Raw genomic sequence first — 17050 nt, 5'->3', positions numbered from 1 at the left:
GGTGGGAGCACGCCGTCAGCGACCGACCCCGAGGAGGACCCATGGACCTGGCCTGCCACTACGCCGGCCTGGCCGGCGCCGCGGAGGTGGCCGAGCGTCAGGCCACCCACACCGGCGACGTCGGCCGCTACGTGCACGACGTCTGCACCCGGCTCGACGCGTTCCGCGGCGCCGTCGCGCCGCTGCGCGGGGTCTACGCCACGGCCGTGGGCTCCGCCTGCGACGGCCTCGAGCGCAGCGGCCGGGCGGCGCAGCGGTGGGGCGGAGCGGCCCGGGACACCGCCGCCGACCTCGCGGACGTCGACGCGCTGGCCCGGCGGGTCCTGGACAGGGTGGCCGAGCTCCTGCCCGGGGTGCCCGACGACCTCGTGCCGGTGGCGCCGGTCGCCCCCGACGTCCGCCTCGGCGCCGAGGTCCCGTCGGCGCTGCCGGCGGCGCTGACCGGGCCGGGGGGCTCCCCGCTGGACCTCGACCGGGTCGTCCGCCTCGACACCGACGTCCCCTCCCTGCTGGGGCACGCGGCGGACACCGACTCCCCGGCACTGGACGACGTCCCCGAGGCCGACCGGACCACGCCGTGGCGCCACAGCACGGCCGGCCCGCTCGCGGAGGCGCTCGGGTGGGGCTGGGACCTCCGCGAGGCCGGCCAGGACGCCGTCGGGGCCGTCGAGGGTCTCGGTGACGCCATGGAGGAGGCGGCCGCGGCGCAGGACGACGCGTCGTCGTACGACGACTTCGTGGGGCGCGCCTCGTGACCGCGCCCACGATCAGCGAGCGGTGGGACGCCGGGTCGGCGGTGTCCGGGGGCGCGCCCGAGGTCGGCACGGACGGCTACCTGGACGGCCTGCGCGAGGAGGCCGGGTACGTCGTCCGGCTCGTCGACTGGGCGGTGCGGACGCTGACCGGGGTCGACCTGTTCGCCGAGGTGCTGGAGCCCTTCTCCGGCGACTTCGCCGCACTCGCCTCGATGCAGCAGGGGTGGCGACAGGTCGAGGCCGCCCTGGGGGCGGTCGGGGAGAACCACGCCGACCTGGCCGGCCAGCTGCCCGGCACCTGGGACGGCGGGTCCCGGGTGGCGGCCGGTGACGCGCTGGGCACGCTCGCCGACACCGCGGCCCAGCAGGCGGAGGCGGCCGGTCTCGTCGCGGAGCAGCTCGGCCACGTGCTGTCGGTGTCGACCGCGGCCGCGGAGACGGTGTGCGCCGCGCTCGGCGTGATCGACGACGTCGTGCTCGCCCTGGGCGTCAAGCTGCTCGCCGGCCCGGTCGGCGCGGGCCTGGCGGCGGTCACGGCGCCGGCGGACGCCGCCCGCATCCTCGCGATGCTCGACCGCATCCGCTCGGCGGTCCTGCGGCTCGTGGAGGCGGCGGAGACCTGCGCGGAGGTCATGGCGATGGTGCAGGTCGGGCTCGACGTCGCCGCCGCGGCGGCCGAGGCGGTGGCCATGGGCAGCCACTACGCCGCCGCCGGCCGCGTCGACGACGTCACCGCGGTGGGGTTCGCGTGAACGCCGGGCCCGACCCCGTCGGACCGCCGACCCCGGCGGTGGCCGTGGCACGGCTGCGGGAGGCCGCGCGGCGGTCACGGGAGCACGCCGCCGCCGCGGTCGCCGCGCTGCGGGAGGAGCGGACCGAGATCGACCGCGAGCGCCGCGAGCACCCGTCGTACGAGAAGGCGAGGAGGGAGCGACAGCGACGACGCTCGTAGGCTGACGGCATGTCGGTGGTGAAGATCAACGCGATCCACGTGCCCGAGGGCGGTGGGGCCGAGCTCGAGAAGCGCTTCAAGGCGCGCGCCGGGACGATCGAGGGCACCGAGGGGTTCCTCGGCTTCCAGATGCTGCGCCCCACCGCGGGCGAGACCCGCTACTTCATCGTCACCCACTGGGTCGACGACGCCGCGTTCCAGGCGTGGATGGGCGGCCAGGGTCGCGCCGCCCACTCCGGCGAGCGCGCCAAGCCGGTCGGCACCGGGTCGGACCTGCTCGAGTTCGAGGTCGTCCTCGACGTCGCGCCGTACGACGAGGACGCCGAGCCGTGGGAGGACCTCGAGGACTGACCCTCGGGGAGTGACCCGCCCGCCGGGCGGGCACCCTGGACCCGTGACCTCCGCCGACGCCGACCTCGCGAAGCACCACGGCGGGGACCACGGTGGGGACGGCGACCAGGAGGAGGGTGCCGACCCGCGCCGCTGGCGGATCCTCGCCGTCGCCCTGGTCGTGGGCTTCATGTCGCTGCTCGACGTCACGATCGTCAACGTCGCGCTGCCCTCGATCCGCGCCGGCCTCGACACCTCCCCGGGCACCGCCCAGTGGATCGTGTCCGGCTACGCGCTCACCTTCGGCCTCACGCTGGTCAGCGGCGGCCGGCTCGGCGACGCGTACGGCCGCCGGCGGCTCATGGTCGTCGGCCTCGCCGCGTTCATCGGCTCCAGCGCCCTGGTCGGCTTCGCCCCGAACGCCGAGCTGGTCGTCGCCGCCCGCCTGCTGCAGGGCGCGGCCGCCGGCCTGCTGACCCCGCAGAACTCGGGCCTGATCCAGGACCTCTTCCGCGGTCCCGAGCGCGGACGGGCGTTCGGCCTCTTCGGGTTCACCGTCTCGATCTCCTCCGCGCTCGGTCCCCTGGTCGGCGGCACGATGATCGCCCTGCTGGGCCCCGAGATCGGCTGGCGGGCGATCTTCCTGGTCAACGTCCCGATCGGGCTGGTGGCGATGGTCTTCGTCGCGCGTCTGGTGCCCGGGAAGCCACCCGGCGACGACTCCGGTCCCGTCAAGCTCGACCTGCCCGGCGCACTGCTCCTCGGCGGCGGGGTCCTGTGCCTGCTCTACCCGCTGGTCTCGCTGGAGAGCGGCGCCCTGCTGCCGCTGGTGCTGCTGCCGGGCGTGCCGATCCTGCTGGCGACGTTCGTGTGGTGGGAGCACCGCACCGTCCGGCGTGGGCACGCGCCGCTGCTCGACGTGACGCTGCTGCGGCAGGTCCCCGGCTACGCGAACGGCATCGCCGTCGGCACCATCTACTTCACCGGCTTCACCGGCATCTTCCTCGTGCTGTCGGTCTACACCCAGGAGTCGCTCGGCCTCACCGCGCTGATGTCGGGCCTGGTGCTGACGCCGTTCGCGATCGGGTCGGCGTTCTCCTCGCCCCTCGCCGGCCGGCTGGTCTCGCGGATGCACCGCCGGATCACCGTGGTCGCGCTGACGATCAACATCAGCGGCGTGGTCGCGGTGGCGCTGCTGGCGCCGCTCGGCTTCGGCAACGGCTGGCTGGTCGTGCTCGTCCTCGTGCCACTGCTGGTCGCGGGGCTCGGCGGCGGCGGGGTGGTCTCCCCCAACCTCACGCTGACCCTGTCGGAGGTCCCACCCCGGATGGGTGGCGCCGCAGGCGGCGCCGTCCAGACCGGTCAGCGCATCGGATCCGCGCTCGGCGCCGCGCTGCTGATGACGATCTACCAGGTCGCCGTCGGCTCCGGCATGGCCGGCGTGGACGCCCTGCGGGCCGCGCTGCTCGCGGCCGCCGCGATCCTCTCGGTCGCACTGGTCCTCGCGTTCGTCGACCTGCGCGCCGAGCGCCGCCGCTAGCCGAGCACGCCGGGACCGGGCGGGCTCAGCGCCGCCAGGGCGCGGGCTCGCCGGCGAGCCACCAGGCCAGGCGCCGGGTGATCCACGGCAGCGCCACGTAGGTCATCACGGGCGTCAGCAGCAGTGTCGTCAGCAGCACCCGCGGGGCGATGGGCAGGTCGGGCAGCACGATCGACAGCACCCAGCCGACGAGCAGGCTGAGCGGGAAGAACGCCAGCCAGATCGTCGTCGCCTGCTTCCACCGCGGCGGCGCGGACGGCGTCGGGGCGTCGTCCGCGCGTTCCACGGTGGTCTCGACCGGGTCGTCGAACCACCCCTCGATGCCGGTACGACGCTCCACCCGCGACTCCACGACGCCGAGACCGACGCCCGAGCTGCGCCACCACTGCCGCTGCGGCGAGTGCTCCCAGTGCTCCAGCGCGGTGGGGTCGGCGAAGCGGTAGAGCATGTGCCACTCCCGCGACCCGACGTCCGGTCGCACCCACCCGGCACCCAGGAAGCCGGGGAAGCGCTCGGCGAGGCTGATGCCCGCCGTCAGCCAGCTCACCACCTCGGCCTCGTGCCCGGCGGGCACGTGCCGGGTGATCGCGACGGTGACCGGTCCTCCGGCGTACGCGGTCGTCATGGGTCCATCGTCCCCGAGACGGCACCTCCGGGCCGACTCGGCGCCCTCACGGGGTGCGTCCGGGCCGACTCGGCGGCTAGAGGATCCCGCCGGGGTCGTACGACGCCGCCTCGGGGTGGGCCGCGGCGAGCGCGTCGACGCGGGCGACGACGATCGCGACCTGGGCGACCGCCGCGCCGGTGAACTCCAGCGGGTCGGCGACGAGGGCGTCGATCGCGCTGCGGTCCAGGCCCAGCCGGTCGTCGGCCGCGAGCCGCTCGAAGAGGTCGTTCTCGGCGCGGCCGGCGCGCATCTCCAGTGCCACCGCGACCGCGTGCTCCTTGATCGCCTCGTGCGCCGACTCCCGGCCGACCCCCGCACGCACCGCGCTCATCAGGACCTTGGTGGTGGTCAGGAACGGCAGGTAGCGGTCCAGCTCGCGCTGCACCACGGCCGGGAAGGCGCCGAACTCGTCGAGCACGGTAAGGAAGGTCCGGAACAGCCCGTCGGCGGCGAAGAACGCGTCGGGCAGCGCCACCCGTCGGACGACGGAGCACGAGACGTCGCCCTCGTTCCACTGGTCTCCGGCGAGCTCGCCGACCATCGCCAGGTTGCCGCGGACGACGACCGCAAGGCCGTTGACCCGTTCGCAGGAGCGGGTGTTCATCTTGTGCGGCATCGCCGACGACCCGACCTGACCCTCGGCGAAGCCCTCGGTGACGAGCTCGTTGCCGGCCATCAGCCGGATCGTGGTGGCGAGGTTGCTGGGCCCGGCGACGAGCTGGGCCAGCGACGACAGGACGTCGTAGTCGATGCTGCGCGGGTAGACCTGCCCGACGCTCGTCAGCACCCGGGCGAAGCCGAGGTGGGTCGCGACCCGCTGCTCGAGGTCGGCGAGGGCGTCGGCGTCGCCGTCGAGGAGGTCGAGCATGTCCTGGGCGGTCCCCATCGGGCCCTTGATGCCGCGCAGCGGGAGCCGCGCGAGCAGGTCCTCGACGCGCTCGACGCCGAGCATCAGCTCCTCGGCGGCGGTCGCGAACCGCTTGCCGAGGGTCGTGGCCTGCGCGGCGACGTTGTGCGAGCGGCCGGCCATCACGGTGGTGGCGTGCTCCGCGGCGAGCCGGCCGAGGCGGACGGCGGTGGCGACGGCGCGGTCGCGCACCATCGCGAGCGAGGACTGCAGCTGCAGCAGCTCGACGTTCTCGGTGAGGTCGCGCGAGGTCATGCCCTTGTGGACGTGCTCGTGGCCGGCCAGGGCGTTGAACTCCTCGATCCGCGCCTTCACGTCGTGGCGGGTGACCCGTTCACGACGGGCGATCGACTCGAGGTCGACGTGGTCGACCGCGGCCTCGTAGGCCTCGACGACACCGTCGGGGACCTCGACGCCGAGGTCGCGCTGCGCGCGGAGGACCGCGATCCACAGCCTCCGCTCGAGCACGATCTTGTGCTCCGGCGACCAGAGCGCCGCGAGGTCGGATCCGGCGTACCGGGTGGCCAGGACGTTCGGGACGCTCACGTGCCTCATGGTCCCACGACCCGGCGGGTCAGCGACCGGCGGCGATGTCCGTGCGGTGCTGGGCCCCGGGGAAGGAGATCGTCGCGACCCCCGCGTACGCCGCCTCGCGGGCCGCCGCGACCGAGTCGCCGGCGGCGGTGACGGCCAGCACGCGGCCGCCCGCGGTGACGAGGTCACCGTCGCCGGTGGTGGCGGTGCCGGCGTGGATCACGTCGACCCCGGCGGGGACGTCGTCCGCGCCGCTGATGACGTCGCCCGACGAGGACGTCGCCGGGTAGCCGCGGCTGGCCATCACCACGGTCACCGCGGCGCCGTCACGGAAGACCGGCGGCTCAACCTCGCCCAGCCGGCCGGTGGCGCAGGCGTGGAGGAGCTCGGAGAGGGGCGAGTCGAGCAGCGCCATCAGCACCTGGGTCTCGGGGTCGCCGAAGCGGGCGTTGAACTCGACCACCCGGACGCCGCGTGAGGTGAGCGCGAGGCCGGCGTACAGCAGCCCCGCGAAGGGGGTCCCACGGCGCGCCATCTCGTCGACGGTCGGCTGCAGGACGGTGCGGGTGACCTCGTCGACCAGGTCGGCCGGCGCCCAGTCGAGCGGCGAGTAGGCGCCCATGCCTCCGGTGTTGGGCCCGGCGTCGCCGTCGAGGGCGCGCTTGAAGTCCTGGGCGGGCTGGAGGGGACGCACGACGGCGCCGTCGCAGAGTCCGAAGAGGGAGACCTCGGGGCCGTCGAGGAACTCCTCGACCACCACCGCTCCCCCGCACGCGGCGGCGTGCGCGAGCGCCTCGTCGCGGTCGTCGGTGACGACCACGCCCTTGCCGGCGGCCAGCCCGTCGTCCTTCACCACGTACGGCGCGCCCAGCGCGTCGAGCGCGGCCGCGACCTCCTCGGGGGTCGTGCAGACGTGCGCCTGGGCGGTGGGGACGCCGGCGGCGGCCATCACCTCCTTGGCGAACGCCTTGGAGCCCTCGAGCCGGGCCGCCTCGGCGCCCGGGCCGAAGCACGCGATGCCGCGGGCGGTCACCGCGTCGGCGACGCCGGCCACCAGCGGGGCCTCGGGGCCGACGACCACGAGGCCGACGTCGAGCGAGGCGGCGAGGTCGGCGACCGCGGCGGGGTCGAGGGGGTCCACCGGGTGCAGCGTGGCGACCCGCGCGAGGCCCGGGTTGCCGGGCGCCGCGTGCAGCGCACCCACCCCGGGGTCACGGGACAGCGCGAGGGCCAGAGCGTGCTCACGGCCACCGCCGCCGATCACCAGGACGTCCACGGGCCCCGATGCTAGGGCCCCGGCCCGGTGGCGACCGGTGCGAGGCGGGTGTGAGGGCTGCCGCCCGGGGGCAGGGTGGGGCAGGATCGGCCGACACACCAGCGACCGCACCCGCGACGGAGCGGTCGGGACCAGGAGGGGGATGCAGGCATGGCGCAGCCGCGCGTCGGCGACCTCGTGGGTCGCTACCGGCTGGAGGCCGTGCTGGGCCGGGACGGGATGGGCACGCTCTACCGGGCCTCGGGCACCGCCCTGCGCCGTGACGTCGCGGTGACGGTGATGGGCGGCGTCGCGGACGACGTGCCGGGGACGCCGTACCTGGTCACGGCGAAGCTCGCGGACGGCAGCGTCAGCCGCCCGTTCGGGGTCGACCGGTGAGCACGGACCCGGGCACGACCGGCCGCCTGCTGGCGCGCCGGTATCGCCTCGACGACCTGGTGGGCCACGGCGGGATGGGCGTCGTCCACCGCGCGACCGACCTCCGGCTGGACCGCCGGGTGGCGGTGAAGGTCATCTCCGGCGCCCGCAGCGGCGCCGAGGAGGCCCGCGCCCGGTTCGCCCGCGAGGTGGCCGCGCTCGCCCGGCTCGACTCGCCCCACGTCGTCGCGATCGTGGACCACGGCGAGGCCGACGGCGGTGACGCCGACGGCGGAGCGCGCCCCGGGTCGCCGTACCTCGTCACCCAGCTCGTGCCCGGCGGCGACCTCGGGTCGGTGCTGCGGGGCAGCGGTGGCCTCGCCCCCGCGACCGCGGTCGAGGTCGTGGCGCAGGTCCTCGACGCGCTGCGCGACGCGCACGCCGCGGGCGTCGTCCACCGCGACGTGAAGCCCGCCAACGTGCTGCTGCGCGACGCCGACGCCGTGCGCGAGGACCGCCCCGGTGACGTCCACGTCTACCTCTGCGACTTCGGCATTGCGCAGCTCGCCGCCGACGACGGCCTCACCAGCACCGGCATGGTGGCCGGCACGTGGGCCTACCTGCCGCCGGAGCGGGGCCGCGGGGAGGCCGCGACCGCCGCGAGCGACCTGTACGCCGCGGGGTGCCTGCTGTGGGCGTGCCTCACCGGCCGCCCGCCGTACGACGGCAGCGACGTGGAGGTCGCGATCGCCCACCAGCACGAGCCCGTGCCCCGGCTGGGGTGGACCGGCGACCTCGGCACGGCCCTCGACGCCGTGCTGACCCGGGCGATGGCGAAGGACCCGGCCGACCGGTACGCCGACGCCGCCGCGATGCGGGCCGACCTGCTGGCGCTCCCGCTGACGGGCTCCGAGCAGCGCACAGCCGGCGCCCCCGCGGCGGCCGCCGCCCGCACCGCCGACCACACCACGCCCCGGCACCCCGCCGCGCCGGCCGGGGACGGACGCCGCCCGGACCGTCCGCGCCGGGCCCTGCTCGGCGCCGGCCTGGCCCTGCTCCTCCTCGGCGGGGCCGGTGCGGCCGTCGCCTGGTGGCCCGACGGCGGCACGACCGGCAGGGCCGGGGACGCACCGGCCCCGGACCCCGCCGCCGAGGTCACCGGCGACGTCGACGGCGACGGCCTGGGGGACCTGGCGCTCTCGTCGGTGACGACGACGGGCACCGCCACGGGCACCGGCTTCACGACCTGGTCGGGCACGGGCGACGGCCTGGACGACCCGGTCGAGCGCAGCGGCATCGACACCCGCAACGTGCCCGTGCTCGGCGACTTCGACGGCGACGGCCGGCCCGAGTACGTCGGCATCACCTCGACGACCTCCGGCGCCCTGGTCCTCCAGCCCGTCGGCGGGGGGACGCCGTCCTGGGTGGTCGCCGGCGCCGGCTTCGAGGTCCCGCCCGTGGTGGCCGACCTCGACGGCGACGGCACCGACGACCTGGCCCTCCTCGGCTACCCCGGCGGCGGGGGCTTCGACGCGGAGGGGCAGACCGGTGGTGAGGTCCGGGTCGCCCTCGGCGGCGACGAGGCCCGCACCGCGGAGGGACGCCTCGGAGGCGACCTGAACCCCGTCACCGACCTGCTCGTCCCGGCCGACCTCGACGGCGACGCCGACGACGACCTGCTCCTCGTCCGGCCCCAGGGCCTGCGCGGCGGGACGCCGGGCGCGGTCACGGTGACCGCCGTCCTCGCCGACGACGGGGCGCTGACGATGGGCCCCGAGTCGGCCGAGCTCCTCGACGTGGCGGGCACCAAGATCGTCCGCGCCGCCGACGTCGACGGCGACGGCACCGACGAGGTCGCGATCGTGCCGAGCACGGGGGGTCGCGAGGTCCGCCTCCTGGCACTCGGCGCCGACGGCACCGTGACGAAGACCGACCCCTGGGGGACGACGGGCGGCTCGACCGCGACGGCCTCGGTCCGGTCCGTCGGGGTGCTCGACGTCGACGGCGACTCCCGCGACGACCTCGCCCTGGTCCGCGCCGATCCCGACGGCGGCGCCGTCACCGGCGTCGAGGTGCTCCGCACCGGCGAGGACGGCGTCCTCGAGGACGCGACACCGCTGCTGGACCTGACCGGTCAGGGCGTGCTGACCGCCAAGGTCGCCGACGGCAGCGTCAACCGGCCGTTCGGCGTCGACTCGTGACCTCGTCCTGGCTCGCGGGTCGCACGCCGTCTGGTTCACTTCCTGTCCGGGGAGAGGAGGCCGACGATGGCGATCGACGTGGGTGACCGCATCGGCCGGTACCGGATCGACTCGGTGCTCGGCGTGGGCGGGATGGGCGTGGTCTACAACGCCACCGACACCGTGCTCGACCGTCAGGTCGCGCTCAAGGTGATGTCCGGGGCCGTCTCCCACGACGAGGGCTTCCGCGTCCGCTTCCAGCGCGAGGCAGCGACCCTGGCGCGCCTCGACTCCCCCCACATCATCGCCATCTACGACCACGGCGAGCACGTCGAGGGCCCCGCCGGCGCGGACGTCCCCGCCGGCGGCGGGTCGCCGTACATCGTCACGCAGCTGGTGCCCGGCGGCGAGCTGGGTCAGCTGATCCAGCAGCGCGGCGTCCTCCCGCCGCGCCTGGCCGCCCAGGTCTGCGCCCAGATCGCCGGCGCCCTGTCCGACGCCCACGCCGCGGGCGTGGTCCACCGCGACGTGAAGCCCGCCAACGTGCTGATGCGCGACGCGGAGGCCGCCGCACGCGGCGAGGCCCACGTCTACCTCTGCGACTTCGGCATCGCCCAGACCGAGGGCTCCTCGATGACGCAGGCCGGCGGCATCGCCGGCACCTGGGGCTACCTCGCCCCCGAGCGCGGCATGGGCGCCCCCGCCTCCCCCGCCACCGACATCTACTCCGTCGGCTGCCTGCTCTGGGCGTGCCTGACCGGGACGGCGCCCTACCGCGGTTCCGACGTTGAGGTCGCCCTGGCCCACCAGCACGCGCCCATCCCGCAGCTGATGGAGGACTCCGAGCTCGCCGCCGGCATCAACCGCGTCCTGGCCACCGCCATGGCCAAGGACCCCGCGCAGCGCTACCGGTCCGCCGACGCCCTGCGCGCCGACCTCCTCACCATCGACCGTCCCGGCGCCTCCGGCATCGGCGTCGCCGCGGACCCGAGGTCCCTGGCCCGTCCGGGCGGGACCGCGCCCGGTGGCACCCGGCTGGGTGCCACCGGCAAGGCGGGCAGCGGCCGCAACCGCGTCCTCCTCGCCGGCGGCGCGGCCCTGCTGCTCGTCCTCGCCCTCGGCGGGGGCGCCTGGGCCGTGCTCGGCGGCGACGACGCCCCTCAGGCGGACCCCGGTACCGGCACCACCGAGGGCGGCGGGACGGGCACCGACGGTGAGGCCGAGGAGCCCTCCGGGCCGACCCCCGGCGACTACGACGGTGACGGCCTCGGCGACCTCATGGTCCAGACCGGGGACGACGAGCCGACCCGCCTGCGGTGGCTCTCCACCGGTTCCGGCTTCCCCGAATCCCCGGAGGAGGTCGACTTCGAGGACCCGAGCAGCCCCGGTGTCCCGGTCCGCGGCGACTTCGACGGCGACGGCCTCGCCGACCTGGTCGGGTACGGCGCGGGCGGGGTCATCCGCATCGAGTACGCCGACGGCGACGTCACCGAGACCGAGCCCGGTCCCCTGGACGGCGCGGGGCAGTACTTCGCGACCGTCGCCGACATCGACGGCGACGGCCTGGACGACATCACCAGCGTGCCGCTCGACCAGTCCGAGACCCAGGTGTTCGTGTCCATGGCCACCGGGGACGACGAGGGGCTCACCGTGGCCGAGGAGCGCCCGCTGCCCTCGGACCTGCGTGACGGCAGGCTCGAGGCGGGTGACGTCGACGGCGACGGCCAGGCCGAGCTGGTCCACATCACCGGCTCCACCAGCGCCCTCGGCGCTGGCGAGGTCACGATCATGGAGTTCACCGAGGACGGCTTCGAGTACGCCGCCCGCGACCTGCTGGTCACCGGGCTCGTCCAGAGCGACGGTCTCGACATCGTCCAGGGCGACGTGGACGGCGACGGGGCCGTCGAGATCGTCTTCACCGATCTCGGCCGCTCCAACCGACGCATCCGGGTGGCCGACTTCGTGGAGGAGGACGGCGAGCTCACGCTGCAGCAGAAGAAGTGGTTCGTCGGCGAGCGCAGCCAGGACGACGACCCCGACGCACGGGCCCTTCGCCCCGTGGCGAGCGACCTCGACGGCGACGGCGCCGAGGACCTCGTCATCTTCCGCCGCACACCCACCGGGTTGAGCCTCGACGCCTACCTGTCCACCGGGTCGTCGTTCACGAACGCCGGCTCGTGGGGCGAGTGGGACTGCGACACGCAGTGCCAGAACAACTTCCTCGCCGTGGACCGCAACGGCATCTGACCCGTGGCCGACGTACACCCCGACGGACCCGTCCGCCTGGACCGCTTCCTCGCGCGCGAGCCGCTGCCGCCCGCGGCGGCGGTGGCGATCGTGGCGTCGGTCGCCGACGCCCTGGCCGCCCGCGACTCCTCCGAGGCGCACGGCAGCCTCGACGCGTCCTCCGTGCTGGTGACCGGGGACCTCGAGGGCCCGCCGGGCGATCTCGCCGTCCTGCTGGAGGACCCGCCGGACGGGGGCAGCGGCACGGTCGCCGACGACGTCCTGGCGGCCGGGCTGCTGCTGCGCGCCTGCCTCACGGGCAGCACCGACCCCGAGGCGTCGCTGCCGCCCACGACCGGCACCAGCACCGCCGAGCGCAACCTCGACCGCGGCCTGCGGTGGGTCCTGGCGCGCTCGACCTCCGACGACCCCCGCAAGCGGCACCGTGACCCCTCGGCGCTGCGGGCGGACCTGCTGACCCTGCTCCCGGCGGCGGCGAGCGTCCCCCGGGCCACGCGGCCGCGGCCCGAGGTCGTGGCCGCGGCCGCCGCACCGGCTCCTCCCCCGGAGTCCGAGCCGGGCCCCGCACCCGACGACCGGCGGCACCGCCGGCTCGTCCCCCTGCTGATCGGCGTCGTCACCGTCCTCGCCGTGGCGCTCGGCGCGGCGGCGCTCGCCGGCGTCCTGCCCGGCCAGGACGCCGAGGACGCGCCGTCCGGCGGTGGGCCGACCCCTGGCGAGGAGACCGCCGGCGACACCGGGAGCCCCACCGGGTCCTCGTCCGAGGAGCCACCGGGCCGGGTCACCGGCGACGTCGACGGCGACGGCCTGGGTGACGTGGTGGCGGCCTTCCGGGTCCGCGGCGGGCGCGCCGAGCTCACCGTGCAGCGCTCCACCGGGGACGGGCTGCAGCAGAGCCGTGTGGGCCCGGTCGGCGACCTGCTGCCCCTGCTCGCCGACACCGACGGCGACGGCACCACCGAGGTCCTCGCCCAGGCCCCCGCCCAGGACCCCGCCGACCTCACGCTCGCCGGGGACGACGACGGGTGGTCCGGCACCGTCCTCGACGCCGGGGTCGACTCCGTGCCGATCGCCGGCGACTACGACGGGGACGGCGCCGACGAGGCCGCGCTGCTCGGCCCGGACGGCGTGGTCCGCGTCGCCGACCTCGGTGACGCCGCGCGGACGACGGCGGAGCCCTGGGCCCGCAACCCGTCCTGGGTGCAGGCGAACGACGTCGTGGTGCCCGCCGACCTCGACGGGGACGGCGACGACGACCTGGTCGTCGTCCGCCGCGACCTCGCCGCCGACGAGGTCCTGCTCGTCCCCCTGGTCTCCGAGGGGGACCGCTTCCGGCGCGGCACGCCGTCGCGTCCGGTGAGCGGGGTGGTGCTGCACGTCTTCCGCGGCGCCGACACCGACGGCGACGGCGTCGACGAGGTGCTCCTCGTCCCGATCACGGGCGGCGAGGCCGTGAGGGCGTTCGCGCTGGACGGCGACACCCTCGTCGCGGGCGACGACCTCGGCGTCCTGCCCGGCTCCGGCGACGTGCCGACGTCGGGGATCACCGACGTGGACGGGGACGGCGACGACGACCTCGCGACGGTCCGGCTCGGCGACGACGGGGCGCTGCTGCTGCAGGTCCTCACCGCCGGCGGGTCCGGCCTGCGGCCCCTCGGCGACGAGGTGCGGCTGGGTGTGGGGCCGGTCGAGCCCAGCGTCCGGCTGCTCGACGGCAGCGTGCACCGACCCTTCCTGCCCGGCTGACGCACGGGCAGACTGGCCCTCCGAGGGGAGGCGGGGACATGGCACTGAGGGCGGGTGACACGGTCGGGCGCTACCGGCTGGAGCGCGAGATCGGCCGCGGCGGGATGGGCGTGGTGTTCGCCGCGGCCGACCCGGGCCTGCAGCGCGCGGTCGCGGTCAAGGTGATGTCGGGCGAGCTGGCGCGCTCGCCGCAGTTCCGCTCCCGCTTCGCGCGGGAGGCCACCGCCCTGGCGCGGCTCGACTCCCCGCACGTGGTCGCGGTGCACGACCACGGCGAGTACGACGCCGAGGACGGCCCGGCGCCGTACCTGGTGACGCGGCTGGTCGAGGGCGGCGACCTCGGCACCCTGCTGGCCCAGCGCGGCCCGCTACCGCCGCAGCTGGCCGCCCGGGTCTGCGCCCAGGTCGCGGAGGCCGTGCGCGACGCGCACCGGGTGGGCATCGTCCACCGGGACCTCAAGCCCGCGAACGTCCTGCTGCGCGACCCCGACGACCCGCAGCCGTTCGCCTACCTCTGCGACTTCGGCATCGCCACCGTCGAGTCCGGCGACGGGACCGCGCAGACGCGGGCCACGGTCGGGGTCGCCGGGACGTGGGGCTACCTCTCGCCCGAGCGGATCCACGGAGCGCCGGGTACGCCCGCCTCCGACGTCTACGGGCTCGGCTGCCTGCTGTGGGCCGCGCTGACCGGCGGGCCGCCGTACCGCGGCTCGGACTGGGAGGTCGCCGAGGCCCACCACCGCGCCCCGCCGCCGCAGACGCGGGGGCAGGACCCGCTGAGCCGGGAGCTCGACGCCGTCCTCGCCGCGACGATGGACAAGGACCCGTCCCGCCGGCCCGACGCCGAGACCGTCCGCGCCCGGCTCGCCGCCGCGGCGGAGGGACGGACGGAACGCACGGATCGCCCGTACGGCGGCCCGCCGTACGGGGCTCCGCCGTTCGGGGGTCCGCCGTACGGGGGTCCGCCGTACGGGGGTCCGCCCGGGCCGCCGTCCTACGCGCCGGGGCCGGCGTCCGCGGGTGGGCGGAGGCGGAGCCCCGGTCTCGTGGTCGGCGTCGTGGCCGCGGTCGTCGTCCTGCTCGTCGCGGCGGGCCTCACCGGCTGGGCGCTGTGGCCGGACGGCGGCTCGACCGAGGCCGACGGCGGTGGGTCCGGTGACGGTGGCTCCGAGACCGACGGGACCACCGGGGAGTCCGGCGGCAGCGAGGACGGGGGCGGCGAGCCCGCGCGGGCCGTCACCGGCGACCTCGACGGGGACGGCCTCGGTGACCTGCTGCTGCAGACCGGGCGGACGGTCGAGTCCGGGCGGGAGCGGTGGCTCTCGGAGGGCGACGTCTTCGCCGACCCGGCCGAGGAGCCCGGCGCGCGGGGCATCCCGCTCCGCGGCGACGTGGACGGCGACGGCGGCACCGACATCGTCACCGTGTCGCGGGGGTCGCTGAACCCGCGCGTCGCGGTCGAGCTGGCCTCCGGGGAGACGGTGCGGTCGACACGCAGCGTCACCCAGGTCGACGTCGTCTACAGCGTCGTCGCCGACTTCGACGGCGACGGCCTCGACGACCTCGGCACCTGGGGGCCCCGCGAGGGCTTCAAGCACCGCATCGTGGTGTTCCGCAGCCTCGGCGACGGGAAGTTCGGCGCCGGCCAGGAGCTCACGACGGACGTCGAGGACGGCTTCCTGCAGCCCGGGGACTACGACGGCGACGGCATGGCCGACTTCGCCGTGCTCCGCACCGACGCCTCCCCCGCGACCATCGAGCTCCTGTTCCGCGAGGGCAACGGCTTCGAGGCCACCGAGGCGCCCTTCGACGCCGAGGGGGCCGGGACGGGCACGTTCGTCCGCAGCGGCGACTTCGACGGCGACGGCGTCGACGAGCTCGTCGACTCCACGGTCGAGGCGGGCACCCGCCTCGTCCGCGTCTGGGACGCCGCCGAGGACAGGACCGCGACGCCCACCGAGTGGCTGAGCGGCGAGGCGGCGCCGGAGGAGCAGGTCCTCTTCGTCCCGACCGTCGGTGACTTCGACGGCGACGGCCACGACGACCTGCAGTACTGGCGGACGGTCGCCGAGGGCGGCTTCGCCTTCGACGTCGCCCTGTCCGACGGCTCGTCGTTCGCGGACCCCACCGAGTGGGGCCAGTGGCAGTGCGAGGGCGCGGAGTGCTTCCGCCCCGCCGTCATGCTCGACAACGCCAACCGCTGAGGTCGACGTGGGCGCGCGGCGGGGACGCCCGCCCTACTCGTGGACGGTCAGCGTCTGCTCACGGCCGGGACCGACTCCGACGCCCCAGAACGGCGCGCCCGAGAGGTCCTCGAGCGCCGACACGTACGCCTGGGCGTTCTTCGGCAGCTCGGCGAAGCTGCGGACCCCGGAGATGTCCTCCCACCAGCCGGGGAGGTACTCGTAGACCGGCTTCGCCCGGTGGAACTCGCCCTGCGTCATCGGCATCTCGTCGTGCCGCACGCCGTCGACCTCGTAGGCCACGCAGACCGGCACCCGGTCCCACGACGAGAGCACGTCGAGCTTGGTGAGGAAGAACTCCGTGAGCCCGTTGACGCGGGTGGCGTAGCGGGCGATGACGGAGTCGTACCAGCCGCAGCGGCGGTCGCGCCCGGTCGAGACGCCGACCTCGCCGCCGATCTTCCACAGCTTCTCGCCGTCCTCGTCGAACAGCTCCGTCGGGAACGGGCCCGAGCCGACGCGCGTCGTGTACGCCTTGATGACGCCGATGACCCGGTCCACCCGGGTGGGGCCGATGCCGCCGCCGACGCACACGCCGCCCGCGACCGGGTTGCTGGACGTGACGAAGGGGTAGGTCCCGTGGTCGACGTCGAGCATCGTGGCCTGCGCGCCCTCGAACAGGACGGTCTCGCCGCGGTCCAGCGCCTTGTTCAGCAACAGTGACGTGTCGGCGACCATCGGCCGCAGCCGCTCGGCGTACGACGTCAGCTCGGCGACGACCGCGTCGACCTCGATGGCCCGGCGGTTGTAGACCTTCGCCAGCAGGTGGTTGCGCACCTCGAGGGCCGCCTCGACCTTCTCGGTGAGGATCTTCTCGTCGAACAGGTCCGCCACCCGGACGCCGACGCGGTTGACCTTGTCGGCGTACGCCGGCCCGATGCCGCGACCGGTGGTGCCGATCTTGTTCTTGCCGAGGAAGCGCTCGGTGACCTTGTCGATCACCCCGTGGTACGACGCGATGACGTGCGCGTTGGCGGACACGACCAGGTCGGCGAGCTCCACGCCGCGCTCGAGCAGCCCGTCGAGCTCGCGGAAGAGCGCCTCCGGCGAGACGACCACGCCGTTGCCGATCACGCAGGTCGCACCGGGGGTGATGATGCCGCTGGGCAGCAGGTGCGTCGCGAACTTCTCGCCGTCGACGACGATCGTGTGGCCGGCGTTGTGGCCGCCGGACGTCCGCACCACGTAGTCGATCCTGCTGCTGGTGGCCAGCAGGTCGGTTGCCTTGCCCTTGCCCTCGTCGCCCCACTGGGCGCCCAGGATCATGATCGCGGGCATCGCGTCCCGCCTCCCCCTGATCGTCGGTCCGGCACAGC

At 75.6% G+C, this 17050-nt stretch carries 14 protein-coding genes; 10 read left to right on the top strand and 4 right to left on the bottom strand.

Translation table 11 applies throughout. From position 1 onward, the window contains the following. Nucleotides 1-41 precede the first annotated feature (41 nt). The 5 genes from Q0858_RS11705 to Q0858_RS11685 are packed head-to-tail and all read left to right on the top strand — an operon-like array spanning nucleotide 42 to nucleotide 3577. Nucleotides 42-755 carry a hypothetical protein gene (locus Q0858_RS11705; protein ID WP_299054340.1) on the top strand — a complete coding sequence of 238 codons (714 nt, stop codon included), beginning with the start codon at nucleotides 42-44 and terminating at the stop codon, nucleotides 753-755. Then, nucleotides 752-1507, top strand: coding sequence for a hypothetical protein (locus tag Q0858_RS11700; RefSeq protein WP_299054337.1), 756 nt, complete (start codon nucleotides 752-754; stop codon nucleotides 1505-1507). Before Q0858_RS11705 ends, Q0858_RS11700 begins: the two co-directional genes overlap by 4 nt. Beyond that, the gene (locus Q0858_RS11695; RefSeq protein WP_299054335.1) at nucleotides 1504-1707 is read left to right on the top strand and encodes a hypothetical protein; all 204 of its coding nucleotides are present in this window, start codon (nucleotides 1504-1506) and stop codon (nucleotides 1705-1707) included. The genes Q0858_RS11700 and Q0858_RS11695 overlap by 4 nt, the downstream gene beginning before the upstream one ends. Before the next feature lie 9 nt (nucleotides 1708-1716). Further along, nucleotides 1717-2058, top strand: a complete 342-nt coding sequence (locus tag Q0858_RS11690) for an antibiotic biosynthesis monooxygenase (protein WP_299054332.1) — start codon at nucleotides 1717-1719, stop codon at nucleotides 2056-2058. Nucleotides 2059-2101: 43 nt separating this feature from the next. After that, the gene (locus Q0858_RS11685) at nucleotides 2102-3577 is read left to right on the top strand and encodes an MFS transporter (protein WP_299054329.1); all 1476 of its coding nucleotides are present in this window, start codon (nucleotides 2102-2104) and stop codon (nucleotides 3575-3577) included. A 25-nt stretch (nucleotides 3578-3602) separates the two neighbouring features. Here Q0858_RS11685 and Q0858_RS11680 read toward each other — a convergent pair whose 3' ends face one another. From Q0858_RS11680 to purD, 3 genes are all read right to left on the bottom strand, one after another. After that, nucleotides 3603-4202, bottom strand: coding sequence for an antibiotic biosynthesis monooxygenase (locus Q0858_RS11680; RefSeq protein ID WP_299054327.1), 600 nt, complete (start codon nucleotides 4200-4202; stop codon nucleotides 3603-3605). A gap of 76 nt (nucleotides 4203-4278) precedes the next feature. Then, nucleotides 4279-5706, bottom strand: coding sequence for an adenylosuccinate lyase (gene purB, locus Q0858_RS11675; RefSeq protein ID WP_299054324.1), 1428 nt, complete (start codon nucleotides 5704-5706; stop codon nucleotides 4279-4281). Nucleotides 5707-5725: 19 nt separating this feature from the next. Beyond that, entirely contained in the window at nucleotides 5726-6961 is a 1236-nt protein-coding gene (purD, locus tag Q0858_RS11670) for a phosphoribosylamine--glycine ligase (protein ID WP_299054321.1), read from the bottom strand. 150 nt (nucleotides 6962-7111) lie between these two features. Between purD and Q0858_RS11665 the strand changes: the two genes are divergently transcribed. From Q0858_RS11665 to Q0858_RS11645, 5 genes are all read left to right on the top strand, one after another. Continuing rightward, nucleotides 7112-7339 carry a hypothetical protein gene (locus Q0858_RS11665; RefSeq protein ID WP_299054318.1) on the top strand — a complete coding sequence of 76 codons (228 nt, stop codon included), beginning with the start codon at nucleotides 7112-7114 and terminating at the stop codon, nucleotides 7337-7339. Continuing rightward, nucleotides 7336-9519, top strand: a complete 2184-nt coding sequence (locus Q0858_RS11660; protein ID WP_299054315.1) for a protein kinase — start codon at nucleotides 7336-7338, stop codon at nucleotides 9517-9519. Before Q0858_RS11665 ends, Q0858_RS11660 begins: the two co-directional genes overlap by 4 nt. A 66-nt stretch (nucleotides 9520-9585) precedes the next feature. Beyond that, nucleotides 9586-11745: a protein kinase gene (locus Q0858_RS11655; protein ID WP_299054312.1), complete on the top strand. Its 2160-nt coding sequence runs from the start codon at nucleotides 9586-9588 to the stop codon at nucleotides 11743-11745. Between the two features lie 3 nt (nucleotides 11746-11748). Further along, nucleotides 11749-13491, top strand: a complete 1743-nt coding sequence (locus tag Q0858_RS11650; RefSeq protein WP_299054309.1) for a hypothetical protein — start codon at nucleotides 11749-11751, stop codon at nucleotides 13489-13491. 38 nt (nucleotides 13492-13529) lie between these two features. Further along, nucleotides 13530-15695 (top strand): protein kinase, encoded by a 2166-nt coding sequence (locus Q0858_RS11645; RefSeq protein WP_299054306.1) that lies wholly within the window; start codon nucleotides 13530-13532, stop codon nucleotides 15693-15695. Nucleotides 15696-15728: 33 nt separating this feature from the next. Here the strand turns inward: Q0858_RS11645 and Q0858_RS11640 are convergent, their stop codons facing one another. After that, entirely contained in the window at nucleotides 15729-17012 is a 1284-nt protein-coding gene (locus Q0858_RS11640; RefSeq protein WP_299054303.1) for an adenylosuccinate synthase, read from the bottom strand. Nucleotides 17013-17050 lie beyond the last annotated feature (38 nt).

The organism is uncultured Nocardioides sp., from assembly GCF_947489365.1.
Taxonomy (GTDB): domain Bacteria; phylum Actinomycetota; class Actinomycetes; order Propionibacteriales; family Nocardioidaceae; genus Nocardioides.
This window is presented reverse-complemented; position numbering and strand designations above follow the sequence as displayed.

What these genes read in the sequence shown, in the direction of transcription:
- purB (WP_299054324.1), bottom strand. Translation starts at nt 5,706, where the DNA reads ATGAGGCACGTGAGCGTCCCGAACGTCCTGGCCACCCGGTACGCCGGA.
- Q0858_RS11640 (WP_299054303.1), bottom strand. Translation starts at nt 17,012, where the DNA reads ATGCCCGCGATCATGATCCTGGGCGCCCAGTGGGGCGACGAGGGCAAG.
- Q0858_RS11705 (WP_299054340.1), top strand. Translation starts at nt 42, where the DNA reads ATGGACCTGGCCTGCCACTACGCCGGCCTGGCCGGCGCCGCGGAGGTG.
- Q0858_RS11655 (WP_299054312.1), top strand. Translation starts at nt 9,586, where the DNA reads ATGGCGATCGACGTGGGTGACCGCATCGGCCGGTACCGGATCGACTCG.
- Q0858_RS11665 (WP_299054318.1), top strand. Translation starts at nt 7,112, where the DNA reads ATGGCGCAGCCGCGCGTCGGCGACCTCGTGGGTCGCTACCGGCTGGAG.
- Q0858_RS11690 (WP_299054332.1), top strand. Translation starts at nt 1,717, where the DNA reads ATGTCGGTGGTGAAGATCAACGCGATCCACGTGCCCGAGGGCGGTGGG.
- Q0858_RS11645 (WP_299054306.1), top strand. Translation starts at nt 13,530, where the DNA reads ATGGCACTGAGGGCGGGTGACACGGTCGGGCGCTACCGGCTGGAGCGC.
- Q0858_RS11680 (WP_299054327.1), bottom strand. Translation starts at nt 4,202, where the DNA reads ATGACGACCGCGTACGCCGGAGGACCGGTCACCGTCGCGATCACCCGG.